The sequence below is a fragment of the Actinoplanes sp. NPDC049599 genome, from assembly GCF_044465625.1.
Taxonomy (GTDB): domain Bacteria; phylum Actinomycetota; class Actinomycetes; order Mycobacteriales; family Micromonosporaceae; genus Actinoplanes.
In genome coordinates this window covers 1-13,241 of the sequence record NZ_JBITLX010000036.1, presented here as the reverse complement: position 1 = coordinate 13,241, position 13,241 = coordinate 1, and the positions used below count along the sequence as shown (strand labels likewise).

Below are 13,241 nucleotides of genomic sequence, written 5' to 3'. Positions count from 1 at the left end.
CCAGCTGATGAACCGTTCATCCCGTTCAGGACCGTACCCCACGAGACGCACGCTGCTGCGCACGGCGGTCAGCGCCGGTGTCGCCGTACCGTTGCTGAGCGCCTGCGTCACCGGCGGTGACGACAGCACCGACCCGGCGGCCGGCAACGCCGGCGCCAAGAGCGCCGACAACCCCCTGGGGGTCAAGGCGGACGCCCCGCTCGAGGTCGTGATCTTCAAAGGGGGGTACGGCGACGAGTACGCCAAGCGCGCCGAGCGCCTCTACACGCAGAAGTACCCGGCCGCCACGATCGACCACCAGGGCCTGCAGAAGATCGGGGAGGCGCTGCAGCCCCGGTTCGTCGCCAACACCCCGCCCGACGTCGTGGACAACACCGGCGCCAGCCGTCTCGACATCGCCACCCTGGTCGCGGCCAAGCAGGTCAGCGACCTGAGCCAGCTGCTGGACGCGCCGGCCTTCGACGTGCCGGGCAAGACCGTGCGGGACACGCTGCTGCCCGGGGTGGTCGACGACGGCACGTTCGACCGGGTGCCGCAGACGCTCAACTTCACGTACACGGTCTGGGGTCTCTGGTACTCCAAGCCGCTGTTCGCCGCGAAGGGCTGGACCTTCCCGAAGACCTGGGACGAGATGCTCACGCTCTGCGCGACCATCAAGGCGGCGGGCCTCGCGCCCTGGACCTACCAGGGCAAGTACCCGGAGTACCTCAACGATCCGCTGCTCGGCATGGCCGCGAAGACCGGCGGGCTCGCCCTGGTCAAGGCCGTCGACAACCTCGAGCCGAACGCGTGGCAGGCGCCCGGGCTGCTCGCCGCGGCCGAGGCGTTCGCCGAGCTGGCCGGCAAGGGCTACCTGCTGCCCGGCTCCGAGGCGCTGTCGCACACCGAGGCGCAGGCGGCGTGGTCGCAGGGCAAGGCGGCGATCATCCCGTGCGGCTCGTGGCTGGAGAGCGAACAGAAGGGCGTCACGCCGCCGGGTTTCGAGATGGTGATGGCCCCGGTGCCGTCCCGCACCACGTCGGACGCGCTCAAGCAGACCGCGGTGCAGGCGGCCAGCAGCGAGTCGTTCCTGGTGCCCGCCAAGGCGAAGAACCCCGCGGGCGGCATGGAATACCTGCGGATGCTCTTCTCCCAGCAGTCGGCGAAGGCCTTCGCCGAGTCGGCGGGCACGCTGCCCGCGGTGGCCGGCGCCACCGAGGGAATGACGCTGAGCAGCGGGCTGGGCTCGGTCCGCGACGCGGTCGCGGCGGCGGGACCGGAGACCTTCACCTACTGGTTCCGTACGTGGTACGCGCCGCTGGCCAAGGCGGTCGACGACGCCACGGGTGAACTGGTCACCCGGCGCATCACCGCGGCGCAGTGGTCGGCGCGGATCCAGAAGGCGGCGGACGGCGTCGCCAAGGACTCGTCGGTGCAGAAGTACACCCGCTGATGAGACACGGTCGGTGGCGGTTCCTGGCCGGCGCGCTGGTGCCCGCGCTGGTGCTGCACGCGGTTTTTGTGCTGTCGCCGTACGCGCAGGCCTTTTATCTGTCGCTGACCGACTGGACCGGCGTGGCCGGCGCGGCGCACTTCGTCGGGGCGGGCAATTTCGCCCGCCTCGGCGGCGACTCGCTGTTTCTCGACGCGGTGCGCAACAACGCGGTGATGCTCGTCGTGGTGCCGCTGGTGACGATCGGGATCGGGCTGTTCCTGGCGAGCATGATGCACCTCGGCGGCCGTGGCGGACGGCGGGGGATCGCGGGCTCGGGCGTGTACCAGATCGTCTATTTCTTTCCGCAGTTGTTGTCGCTGGTCGTCATCGCGGTGCTCTGGGGTTTCGTCTACAACCCGAACACCGGCCTGCTGAACGGCACATTGCGGGCTCTCGGCCTGGACGGTCTGACCCGGAGCTGGCTGGCCGCGCCGTCGCTGGCGCTCATCGCGGTGATGGCGGTGCTGATCTGGTCGTCGGTGGGTTTCTACGTGGTGCTGTTCAGCGCGGCGATCGACAGCATTCCGCGGGAACTGTTCGAGGCGGCGCTGCTGGACGGCGCGGGGAACTGGGCGACGTTCCGGCGGGTGACGCTGCCGCTGGTGCGTGACTCGGTGCAGGTGGCTTTCGTCTATCTGGGCATCGCCGCGCTGGACGGGTTCGCGGTCGTGCAGGTGATGACGGTCGGCCCGGGCGGGCCGGACGGCGCGACCGAGGTGATCGGCCTTTCGCTCTACCGCAACGCTTTCCAGTACGGGAAGTTCGGTTACGCCGCGGCGATGGGTGTCGCCCTGTTCTTCGCCACGCTGACGCTGGCCGTGCTGGCGTTGCGGGCGGGCCGCCGGGAAAAGCTGGAGCTGGCATGACTCCGCGGCGTTCCTACGCGGTCCTCCCGGTGCACCTGGCGATGCTGGCGTGGGCCGTGATCACCGCGTTGCCGCTGGTCTGGGCCGTGGTGAGCTCGTTCAAGACGGACGACGAGATCCTCAACGACCCGTGGTCGCTGCCGGCCTCGCCGCAGGCCGGGAATTGGGTGCGGGCCTGGACCGAGGCGAGCATCGGCCGCTATTTCCTCAACAGTGTGCTGGTGGTCGGCGGCGCTCTGCTGCTGACCATGCTGCTCGGCTCGCTGGTCGCCTATGCGCTGGCGCGCTATGAGTTCCGTGGCAACCGGCTCCTCTACTACACGTTTGTCGCCGCGATGTTCTTCCCGGTCTTCCTGGCCCTGGTGCCGCTGTTCTTCGTGGTGCAGCAGCTCGGCCTGCTGGGCACGTACCAGGGTCTGATTCTGGTCTATGCGGCCTACGCCGTGCCCTTCACGGTCTTTTTCCTGCATGCGTTCTTCCGCACGCTGCCCACCGAGGTGGCCGAGGCGGCGTTCATCGACGGCTGCTCGCACGGCGCGGTGTTCTTCCGCGTGATGCTGCCGATGGCCCGCCCGGGCCTGGTCGCCGTCGGCATCTTCAATTTCCTCGGGCTCTGGAACCAGTACCTGCTCCCGCTGGTTCTCAATCCCGACCCGGACCGGTACGTCCTGGCGCAGGGTCTGGCCGCCCTGTCGGTCAGCCAGGGCTACCGCAGTGACTGGAGCGGTCTGTTCGCCGGCCTGACCATCGCCATGCTGCCGGTGCTGATCGCCTACGTCGCGTTTCAACGCCACATCCGCGCCGGTATGACCGCCGGCGCGGTCAAGTAGGTCCCCTTTCTCCCCCCATTCCGGAGGACCCCCATGTCCAAGAAGCCCCTGGGGCTGCTGGGTGCGGTGACGCTGCTGAGCTCATTGGCGGTTTTTGTCAATGCGCCCAGCGCTTCCGCCGCCGACTGCGGCTATCTCTTCGACGACTTCTCCTACACTTCCGCCGGCGACAGCTCGCTGTCCGCGCACGGCTGGACGCCGCGCAGCTACCCGGGCGGGCCGGGCGTGCCCGGTGCCACCTGGTCGCCGAACAGCATCACGTTCCCCACCGCCGACGGCCAGAAGGTCATGCAGCTGACCGCCTCCACCGACGGCACCGGCGCCGGCACCAACCACGCCGAGCTGTACAGCACCCAGAAGCGCTACCTGGAAGGCACGTACGCGAGCCGGGTGCGCTTCACCGACACCCCGGTCAGCGGCGCGGACGGCGACCACATCAACGAGACGTTCTTCACGATCAGCCCGCTCAACGGCGACCTCGACCCGACGTACAGCGAGCTGGACATCTCCGAATACCTGCCGAACGGCGGCTGGGGCGAGACCGGGCCGATCAACTACCAGACGACCTGGTACACCTACCGCAACGAGCCGTGGTTCGCCGACAACGTGCACTCCGAGCAGCGCAGCAGCCTGGCCGGCTGGCACGACCTGGTGGCCACGGTGTCCGGCGGGCACGTGAAGTACTACATCGACGGCGCGCTGGTCGGTGACCACTCGGGCAAGTTCTATCCCCGGCAGACGATGACGATCAACTGGAACCTCTGGTTCATCGACACGGCGGCGCACTCCGGCGGGCTGAGCACGTACGTCCAGCAGGTCGACTGGGTGCTGTTCGCCAGGAACCAGGCGCTGACCCCGGCGCAGGTGGGCAGCCGGACGGCGGCGTACCGGTCGGCGGGCAGCACGTTCGCGGACACCGTCGACGCGACCGGCGGCTGCACGACCCCGCCGACCACACCCCCTACGACGCCCCCCACCACACCCCCCACGACGCCCCCGACCGGCACTTGCTCAACGGCGCCGGAATGGTCCTTCGGCACGGTCTACACCGGAGGCCGGACGGTCAAGCACGAGAAGAGCAAGTACGGCGACCCGAACGGGCCGGCGTCGGGTGAGGGCAAGCACCTGTGGCGGGCTCGGTACTGGACGCAGGGCTCGGAACCGGGCTGGACCCAGCAGTGGGAGGACCTCGGCCGCTGCTGACCGCCCGGGTCGCGGACCGGCTCTCCCGCAACGGTGCGGGGGAGCCGATCCGTGTCACATCCGGCGGTGTCCACGGCGCATTTCTGGTAGAGAGATCAATCGCATCACCGCCCGCACCTCCGCGAAGGAGAACCTGGTGCCGCGATCCGATCTCACCCGACACGCCCTGCCGTCCGGCGGCGTGGGCCTGCTGGCCGCCGCCGCGGCCGTCCTCGCCCCGGCCGCCGCCGCGCCGGTCGGCGGCCCGGCGGCGGCGCTCGCGCGGCTGCTCGCCGGGAACCACCGCTTCCTCGCCGGCCACGCCCGGCACCCGCACCAGTCACTGACGGACCTGCACGAGCTGGCCGCCGGGCAGCACCCCTTCGCGATCACGGTCGGCTGCGCCGACTCCCGGGTGCCCCCGGAACTGCTGTTCGACCAGGGCCTCGGCGACCTCTTCGACAACCGGGTGGCCGGCGCCGTCGTCGATGACCTGATGCTGGGCAGCATCGAGTTCGCGGTCGAGAAGTTCGGCAGCCCGCTGATCGTGGTCCTCGGCCACGAGCGCTGCGGCGCCATCTCCGCGACGATCGAGGCGATCGAGACCGGCGGCGCGGCGCCGGGCCACATCGGAACAATCGTGGAAGCGCTCCGCCCGATCGTCGAACCGGTGCTGGACCTGCCCGGCGACCCAGTCGACAACGCGGTCCGGGCGAACATCCACGCGCAGGCGGCGCAGCTCACCGCCCGCAGCGAGCTGATCGCCGAGAAGGTGGCGGCGCGGGAGCTGCGGATCGTCGGCGCCCGGTACGACCTGGAAAACGGCCGGGTCACGCTCGTGCGGTAGCCGGCCCGGCAGCGGTCGCCCGGATCGCGGCCCGCGCCGACATCGCCGAGGTGCTCCGGACCCGCTACGCGGTCTGCCGGGCGCCGCGAAACCGCGGTGAAACCGCGGTGATCCGGCGCCGCGGCACCGTCGCCGCATGACCACCACCTTGAACCCACCGGCCATCGCCGTGACCGGCCTGCGCCGGTCCTACGGCAGCACCGTGGTGCTCGACGGCATCACCCTGCGTGTGCCCGAGGGCACTGTCTTCGCGTTGCTCGGCCCCAACGGGGCCGGCAAGACCACCATGGTCCAGATCCTGTCCACGCTCATCCGGGCCGACGCGGGGGAGGCGCGGGTCTGCGGGCACGACGTGGTCCGGGCCGCCGACCGGGTCCGGGCCGCGATCGGCGTCACCGGCCAGTTCTCCGCGGTGGACAGGTTCCTCACCGGCGAGGAGAACCTGCTGCTCATGGCCGACCTGCACCACCTGGACCGGGCCGAGGGCCGGCGTCGCACGGCGGATCTGCTCGACCGGTTCGGCCTCGGCGGTGCCGCGCGGCAGGGCTCCGCGACGTACTCGGGCGGCATGCGGCGCCGGCTCGACCTGGCCATGGGCCTGATCGGCGATCCCCGGGTGATCTTCCTGGACGAGCCGACCACCGGACTGGACCCGCGCAGCCGCCGCGACATGTGGCAGATCGTCCGGGACCTGGCCGGCCGGGGCGTCACGGTCTTCCTCACCACCCAGTACCTGGAGGAGGCGGACCGGCTCGCCGATCGGATCGCCCTGCTGGACCGCGGCCGGCTGGTGGCCGAGGGCACCCCGGCCGAGCTCAAGCGGCGGGTGCCGGGCGGGCACGTCGAGCTGCGGTTCGCCGACGGCCGGGCGCTGGCCGCGGCCGCCGCGGTGCTGGGCGTCGCGCCGGACCCGGCCGGGGAGTCCCTGGTGCTGCGGGTGCCCGGCGACGGCGGAGTGCCCGCGCTCAGGTTGCTGCTCGACCGCCTCGACGCCGCCGCGGTGGCGGTGGACGGGCTGGCGGTCCGCACCCCGGACCTCGACGACGTGTTCTTCGCGGTCACCGGCCGGCCCGCCGCGGAGCAGGTGAGCGCCCGATGACGACGATGGCCCTGGCCCTGCGCGACTCGGCCACGATGCTGCGCCGTCAGTTGCGGCACATGCTGCGCAACCTGTCCACGATCGTGCTGCTGCTCGGCGTGCCGATCGTTCTTCTGCTGCTCTTCGTCTACGTGCTGGGCGACACGCTCGGTGACGGCCTGGGCGGCGGGTCGGGCGGCCGCGGCGTGTACGTCAACTACGTGACGCCCGGCATCCTGCTGGTCACCGTCGCCGGCGCCGTCCAGGGCACGGCGATCGCGGTGGCGCTGGACATGACCGAGGGCATCATCGCCCGGTTCCGGACCATGGCGATCGCCCGGGTGTCGGTCCTGACCGGACACGTGCTGGGCAGCGTGTTCCAGGTGCTGGGCCAGCTCGTCGTGGTGGTCGGCGTGGCCCTGCTCGTCGGCTTCCGGCCCGATGCGACGGCGCTGGAGTGGCTGGCCGTCGCCGGTCTGCTGGCCGCGGCGACGTTCGCCCTGGTCTGGCTGGCTGTCGCGATGGGGCTGGCGGCCCGGTCCGTGGAGACCGCGAGCAACCTGCCCACGCTGCTGATGCTGCTGCCGTTCTTCGGCAGCGGCTTCGTGCCCACCGATTCGCTGCCGGCCGGGCTGCGCTGGTTCGCCGAGTACCAGCCGTTCACGCCGATCATGGAGACGCTGCGCGGGCTGCTGCTGGGCTCGCCGGTCGGCGACAGCGCCGTCCTGGCGCTGGGCTGGTGCGCCGTGCTCGCGGCGGCCGGGTACCTGTGGGCGCGGCGGCTCTACAACCGGGACCGCTCCCGCTGATCGGCGGCCGTCCGGACGCCGGTGGGGCGCTCGCGCAGCAGGGCCAGCGCCGCCGCGCGGCACCCGGCCGGGTCCAGGCGGGCGTAGGCCGCGACCGCCTCGCCGTACGCGGTCCGGTCGGCCTGTTCCGCGTCCGCCCGGGCCGCCGCCGCGGACATGGTCGGCTGGAAGGACCGCAGGAACCGGAACCGCTCGGCCAGCGCGATCATGCGGACCGCCGACCGGGCGAGGGCCGGGTCGCCGGCCCGGCGGGCGCGGGCAAGGTCCGCGGCGGCGACGGCCAGCAGCAGGGTGCCGCAGACCGGCTGCTCGATCAGGTACGGCGGCGGGTCGACCAGCGGATGCCGTAGCAGGTGCGCCAGGGAGCCGCGCAGCGCGTCGGCAACGTCGGCGACCGGGTGGAGGCGGTCGTGCCGGGCGTGCGCGACCACGGCCACCGACCGCGCTTCCGCCACCACCCACGGGTCCAGGCCGGAACCGGCGTCGCGGAGCAGGTCGACGACCCGGCGCCACTGCCGCAGGCCGGCCTCCACCTCGCCGCGGGCGAGCAGCACCTCGGCCCGGATGCCGAGGTCGTAGCCGGCCGACCGCGGTTCCTCCTCGTCGAGGGCGTGCAGGGCCAGGCCGTCCAGCCACCGCTGCGCCTCGCCGGTGTCGCCGAGCTGCAGGTTGGCCAGCACCAGCCAGGCCCGGGTACCGGCCGCGTCCGCCCGGGCGCCGAGCCGCTCGAGCACCGGCAGTGCCGCCAGCAGATGGTCCCGGGCCTCGGCACCCCGTTCCCGGTGCAGGCAGAGCTCGGCCACCCGGTTGTGGGTGATCGCGCGCAGCCACGGCAGGTCGTGGCCGGTGAGGACCACCAGCGCCCGCCGGGCCGCCCGCAACGCCGCGTCGACGTCGCCGGCGGTCTCCCAGTGGTAGCCGGCCAGCGCGTTCGCGGCCCCGGCCAGCAGCGGCTCGGTGCTGTCGCACAGCCGGCGCAGCTCCGCCGGGTCGCCGATCGCGGCCACCACCCGGCCGATCGCCCGGACGGCGGTGTCCGGCGGCGCCGGGCCGAGCCGGCGCAGCGCCACGACCGTGCGCTCCGGCCGCGGACCCTCCTGGCCGAACGTGTGCATCACGGCCATGGTCAGCGCGGTCCGGGTCAGCTCGACGAAGGCGGGCTCGGGCCGGTAGTGCGACAGCGGCCAGGAGGTCTGCCGGACCAGCGCGGTGAGGCTCGGATAGCGGCCCGTGAGGGTCCACAGGCCACCGAGGACCGCGACGATCGCCGCGACGGCGGGCCGGTCGTCGCGGTCCAGCGCCGGCTGCAGCGCCTGGCGCAGGTTCTCCTGCTCCGCCCGGACCGCGGCGGCCGTCCCGTACGGCTCGGCGCCGAGCAGTCCCGCGTGGTGGGTCAGGCCGAACACCCGCGCCCACCCCAGGAAGGCCGTCGTCACCTCGTCGGACTCGCCCGCCGCGGCCCGCCGCTCGGCGCTGAACTCGCGGACCGTCTCGAGCATCCGCAGCCGGGTGCCCGCCGGGGTGTCCTCCACCTTGAGCAGCGAGTGGTCGGCCAGGTGCTCGAGCACCGGGAGCGGGTCCGTCCCGAGCAACTGGCCCGCGGCCGCCGCGGTGAACCCGTCAGCGAAGACCGAGAGCGCGCGCATCGCCCGCCGGCCCTCCGGCGCCAGCAGGTTCCAGCTCCAGTCGACGACCGCGTGCAGCGTGTGGTGGCGCGACGGCAGGTCCCGGGCGGCGCCGCGGAGCAGGCCGAACCGGTCGTCGAGCCGCCGGGCGAGCTCCGGCACCGACATGGTGCGGACCCGGGCGGCGGCCAGCTCGACCGCCAGCGGCAGCCCGTCGAGCCGGCGGCACAGGTCGGTCACGGCCGCGGCGGGCAGCTCGACGCCGGGCCGGGCCGCCCGCGCCCGCTGCCCGAACAGCTCGACGCTGGCCGGCAGGCTCAGCTCCGGCAACTGGTGGACCGCCTCCGAGGTCAGGCCCAGCGGGGTCCGGCCGGTGGTCAGGATCCGCAGCTCGGCGGTGCGCGCCACCAGGGTGCCGACCAGGTCGGCGACGGCGTCGACGAGGTGCTCGCAGTTGTCCAGCACCAGCAGGGACGGACCGCCGGCCAGCGCCGCGGCGACGTCCTCCGGGCTCGCCGGCTGCCGGCCGGGGGACCGGTGCCCGGCCGCGCCGAGGGCCGCCGCCACCTCGCGGGCCACGTCGTCGCCCGCGCCGATCCCGGCCAGCGGCACGACGGTGACCGTGGGCACCTCGGCACGGCGGGCGACGACGGTGGCCAGCCGGGTCTTGCCGAGGCCGCCCGGGCCGACGATCGAGGTCACCCGGGAGGTCCGCAGCAACGCCTCCACGGCGGCCACGTCGTCGTCCCGCCCGAGCAGCGGGTTCGGCTCGTATCCGACGCCGTGCCGGACCGTGGGCAGCGCGCCGTGCAACAGCCGCCGGTGTTCGGCCCGCAGCGCCGCGCCGGGATCGGTGCCCAGCTCGTCGCGCAGCACCCGCCGGTAGCCGTCGTACCGGGCCAGCGCGGCGGCCGGGCCGGCGGTCGCCGCCTCGCACCGCAGCAGCTCCAGCAGCACCTCCTCGTCGCGCGGGCGCTCGCCGGCCAGCTCGGCCAGCGGGTCCACCGCCTCGGCCGGGCGGCCGAGCCGGGCGAGCGCGAGCGCCCGGGCCCGGACCAGCGCGCGGTGGGTGGCCCGCCGCTCCGCCCGCAGCGCGGTGACGGGGTCGCCGGCGTCGCCGTCCGGGCCGGGGCCGGCACCCTCCCACAGGGCGAGACCGGCCTCGGCATGCGCGAGCGCGTCGCCGGGGTCACCGGCCCGCGCGCACCGGGCGGCCGCCGCGGCCCGGATCAGCACCGCCGAGCTGTCGACCCGGTCCTCGGCGAGCGCCAGCCGGTAGCCGGTCGTGGTGCGGACGATGACGTCGGCGCCGAGCTGGGACCGCGCCCGGGAGACCAGGATCTGCAGGGCCTTGGCCGGGTGCTCCGGCCGGGCGTCGGGCCACAGCCCCTCGACCAGCCGGCCGGTGCCGCAGCCGGTGCGCAGGTCGCCGGCGAGCAGGGCGACGAGGCCGCGCAGCCGCGGGCCCGCGATCTCCCGGCCCCGGAAGGACACCCGGGGGAGCAGGACGAGGTCGGGGGCCACGGCACCAAGGGTATCGATCCCCGGCGGTCCGGCGATCCGGCCAAGCACCGTCGATGGCGCATTAATTATCCTAGAATGTCGGTATCTTGAGAGTCGCCGCCCCGCACCTGGTCGGCGCCGGCACGCAGGTCGCTGCGCGGCAGGTGGCGGCGTTGTTCGCGCTCGCCGGTGTGCTCGCGCTGGTCGGCATCACCAACGACACCCGGCGGGCCGGCGATCTGCTGATCATCGCGGCTGCCGATCTCGGCCTGGCGGTGTTCGTCACCGTGTTCCGGTGGGCCGAGCGGCCGCCGCTGGCCCCCGTGCTCCTCGCGCTGCCCGCGTTCGCCGTGCTCGGCTTCTCCACCTGGGCCTTCGGTGGGGTGGCCACGGGCACCGGCCCGTTCCTCGTGCTCATCTTCGCGTGGGCGGCCCTGCACTACTCCCGGCGGGTGCTGCTGGCGCTGGTGCCGCCCGCGCTGCTGGCGTACCTGCTCCCGTTGATCCTCACCGACCAGCCGGCGGCCGTGCTCGGCTCGTCGGTTGTGCTGTTGCCCGTCGCCCTCGGCGTCGCCCTGCTCATCGAGGCCCAGGCGCGGAACCTGCGTGAGGACAGCGCCCGGATCGCCGAGATCGAACGCTGGCGGGCCGCGCTGGTGGCCGCCCTCGCCCACGACCTGCGGTCGCCGCTGAGCATCGTGCAGATGGTGCTCGAGGATCTGCGGGACGACCCGGGTGCGCACGCCGGCGAGTTCATCGAGAAGGCGCTGCGGCAGGTGGCCCGGATCGACAATCTCACGTCGGGCCTGCTCGACCTCGACCGGATCGACACCCAGGGCAAGCTGCGGCTGGACCTGCGGCCCTGGCCGGTCCGCGAGGTCGTGTCCCGGGCCGTCGCGCACCTCCGGGCGGACGACGTGGTCATCGAGATCGACCCCGCGCTGACGCTGACCATGGACCGGGACCGGTTCGAGCAGATCGTGGTCAACCTGGTCGGCAACGGGCTGCGGCACGGCGGGCCGCCGGTGCTGGTCCGGGTGACGGCCGAGGGCGGCATCGCCCGGCTGGAGGTCCGCGACCATGGTCCCGGCGTGCCGGAGGCGGTGCGGCCCCGGCTGTTCACCCGGTTCGGCAGCGACAATCCCGGCAGCGTCGGGCTCGGGCTCTGGATCGTCGGCCAGCTCGCCCAGGCCCACGGCGGCGAGGCGCACCACGAGGACACCGGCAGCGGCGCGCGCATGGTGGTCACCTGGCCGGCGCCCGACCGGCTGGGGCCGGACCGGGAGTGACCCCACCGAGGAGCTGAGGAATGCCCGGCAGATCCCGTACGCGCTGACGCCGCAGGTCGGCGCCCTGCGGGCGGCCGGGCAGGCGCCGATCCGGCTGCTGGCCGGCGCGTGGGTGGACCGGCGGCGGACCCGTACGGTGATGGCGCCGGTCGCGGTCCGGCTTGCTCCGCCGCGATCAGCTGGGCCGGGCGAACACCCGCCCGGTACGGCCACGGCGCGGTGCTGGTGGCCGCGGCGGCGGTCGGGGACGGCGTGTTCCTGCTCGCGCCGGCGCTGCACGGCCGCCGGCGGTGACGCTCCCGGCGCTCGTCGCGATCAACGTGATCCCCGGAACTTTCGGTCAGCGGGTGAACGTCACGGTGACGGTGATCCGACAGGCAGTCACCCGGACGGGATGCAGGGCCGGGTGGCCGCGACGATCAGTTCTGTGGGCCTGGGCCTGAGCCCGGCTCGCGCAGGCGTGCGGATTGCGGACCGGTCAGCCCGCCGCGGTCACCCGGAAGACGGGGTAGCGGGCGGCCACCCGGGCGAACTCCGGCAGCGGCGCCCGCCGGTCGACGGGAATGTGCGGCCGGGCGCCCTGCGCCAGCTCGAGGTACCTGCGGAGGATCGGCGCCCGCTCGCCCTCGTCGACCTCCACCAGGCGGACGTCCTCCCTCGACCGGTGCCGGAGCACCGCGGCGCCGCCCGCCGCCCGGACGTTGGCCACCCAGTTGGCCTGCTGGCCGAACATCGACACGAGGTACCGCTCGCCCTGGTAGTCCGCGATCACCAAGGGGCAAGCGACGGTCTTGCCGGTCCGCCGCCCGGGCACCTCCAGCGTCACCCAGTTGTCCGGGGCGAGGATCCCGTGCCGGAACAGCACGGCGGAAATGCCGTTCATCGCCCGCGCCAGGCCGTTCGCCCGGCCCTCGGGATACAGCCACCGGCGGAACCGGTTACTCCGCGCCATCTCGCCCTGCCTTCCCCGTCACGTCGCCGTCCGCTGGACCGTACGGGCGCCGGCCGGACGGCGGCAGGGCCGACCGGCCTTACCTCACGACATCGACCGATGTCGTCACGGACCGTCAAGGACCGGAGCGGGGCCTTGCTCGGGGTTCGCAAGTGGTGGCCGCCCGACGATGCATCGAGTCGCCCTTGCTTCATGGGCAAAGCGGCACAAATTTCCTCTTGATCTACTTCGGAATCGCCGGGCGGCCGTCGTGTTGCCGGATTGTTATCCCGTGTTACAAGATCGCCCCGCGACACCGCTTGTGCTACGGGCCGTCATGGGAAAACGTTGCCGAGCACAACAAACAAGCTTCTGATGGACCGATCCCGGCGGCGAAACTTCCGGTCAGGTAACCCATCGAAATCGATCGAAGGCTCTCATTACCCGAAAGGACACGAGGATGCGTAAGGGAATGCTCGCACTTGCCGCGGTCGGCCTGCTGGCCACCGGCAGTGTCGCGGCCTGTGGCGACGACAGCGAAGGCGGCGGCGGCACCACCACCGGCGACTCGAAGGTGGGAAAGGTCGGTGTCATCCTGCCGGACACCAAGAGCTCGGCGCGTTGGGCCACGGCCGACCTCACGTACCTGAAGGCGGCGTTCGACGCGGCCGGTGTCCAGGCCGACATCCAGAACGCCCAGGGTGACAAGACGCAGTTCCAGACGATCGCGGACGGCATGATCTCCAGCGGTGTGAAGGTGCTGATGATCGTGAACCTGGACTCGGGTACCGGTAAGGCGGTGCTGGA

Annotated in this window: 11 protein-coding genes and 1 pseudogene; 10 read left to right on the top strand and 2 right to left on the bottom strand. The window is 73.1% G+C overall.

Going from position 1 to position 13,241, the window contains the following annotated elements:
* Positions 1–7 precede the first annotated feature (7 nt).
* From ngcE to ACIBQZ_RS38245, 7 genes are all read left to right on the top strand, one after another.
* Positions 8–1,432 (top strand): N-acetylglucosamine/diacetylchitobiose ABC transporter substrate-binding protein, encoded by a 1,425-nt coding sequence (gene ngcE, locus ACIBQZ_RS38275; protein WP_396093820.1) that lies wholly within the window; start codon positions 8–10, stop codon positions 1,430–1,432.
* Entirely contained in the window at positions 1,432–2,340 is a 909-nt protein-coding gene (locus ACIBQZ_RS38270) for a carbohydrate ABC transporter permease (protein ID WP_396093819.1), read from the top strand. The genes ngcE and ACIBQZ_RS38270 overlap by 1 nt, the downstream gene beginning before the upstream one ends.
* Positions 2,337–3,170 (top strand): carbohydrate ABC transporter permease, encoded by an 834-nt coding sequence (locus tag ACIBQZ_RS38265; RefSeq protein ID WP_396093818.1) that lies wholly within the window; start codon positions 2,337–2,339, stop codon positions 3,168–3,170. The genes ACIBQZ_RS38270 and ACIBQZ_RS38265 overlap by 4 nt, the downstream gene beginning before the upstream one ends.
* A gap of 33 nt (positions 3,171–3,203) precedes the next feature.
* Positions 3,204–4,373: a glycosyl hydrolase gene (locus tag ACIBQZ_RS38260; RefSeq protein ID WP_396093817.1), complete on the top strand. Its 1,170-nt coding sequence runs from the start codon at positions 3,204–3,206 to the stop codon at positions 4,371–4,373.
* A 136-nt stretch (positions 4,374–4,509) separates the two neighbouring features.
* A complete protein-coding gene (locus tag ACIBQZ_RS38255) occupies positions 4,510–5,199 on the top strand; it encodes a carbonic anhydrase (RefSeq protein ID WP_396093816.1) in 690 nt (229 codons plus the stop codon).
* A gap of 136 nt (positions 5,200–5,335) precedes the next feature.
* Positions 5,336–6,298 (top strand): ABC transporter ATP-binding protein, encoded by a 963-nt coding sequence (locus tag ACIBQZ_RS38250; RefSeq protein WP_396093815.1) that lies wholly within the window; start codon positions 5,336–5,338, stop codon positions 6,296–6,298.
* Positions 6,295–7,086 carry an ABC transporter permease gene (locus tag ACIBQZ_RS38245; RefSeq protein ID WP_396093814.1) on the top strand — a complete coding sequence of 264 codons (792 nt, stop codon included), beginning with the start codon at positions 6,295–6,297 and terminating at the stop codon, positions 7,084–7,086. Before ACIBQZ_RS38250 ends, ACIBQZ_RS38245 begins: the two co-directional genes overlap by 4 nt.
* Here ACIBQZ_RS38245 and ACIBQZ_RS38240 read toward each other — a convergent pair.
* Entirely contained in the window at positions 7,062–10,235 is a 3,174-nt protein-coding gene (locus tag ACIBQZ_RS38240) for an ATP-binding protein (protein ID WP_396093813.1), read from the bottom strand. The two genes, ACIBQZ_RS38245 and ACIBQZ_RS38240, sit on opposite strands and share 25 nt — an antisense overlap.
* Before the next feature lie 86 nt (positions 10,236–10,321).
* On the opposite strand from ACIBQZ_RS38240, the gene ACIBQZ_RS38235 reads away from it, so the two are divergent.
* Entirely contained in the window at positions 10,322–11,503 is a 1,182-nt protein-coding gene (locus ACIBQZ_RS38235) for a sensor histidine kinase (protein ID WP_396093812.1), read from the top strand.
* A gap of 108 nt (positions 11,504–11,611) precedes the next feature.
* The gene (locus tag ACIBQZ_RS38230; protein WP_396093811.1) at positions 11,612–11,797 is read left to right on the top strand and encodes a hypothetical protein; all 186 of its coding nucleotides are present in this window, start codon (positions 11,612–11,614) and stop codon (positions 11,795–11,797) included.
* Positions 11,798–11,981: 184 nt separating this feature from the next.
* Here the strand turns inward: ACIBQZ_RS38230 and ACIBQZ_RS38225 are convergent, their stop codons facing one another.
* Complete coding sequence (locus tag ACIBQZ_RS38225; protein ID WP_396093810.1) at positions 11,982–12,455, bottom strand: nitroreductase/quinone reductase family protein; 474 nt, start codon at positions 12,453–12,455, stop codon at positions 11,982–11,984.
* A 439-nt stretch (positions 12,456–12,894) separates the two neighbouring features.
* Here ACIBQZ_RS38225 and ACIBQZ_RS38220 point away from each other — a divergent pair.
* Positions 12,895–13,241, top strand: a pseudogene (locus ACIBQZ_RS38220) (sugar ABC transporter substrate-binding protein); the annotation flags it as partial.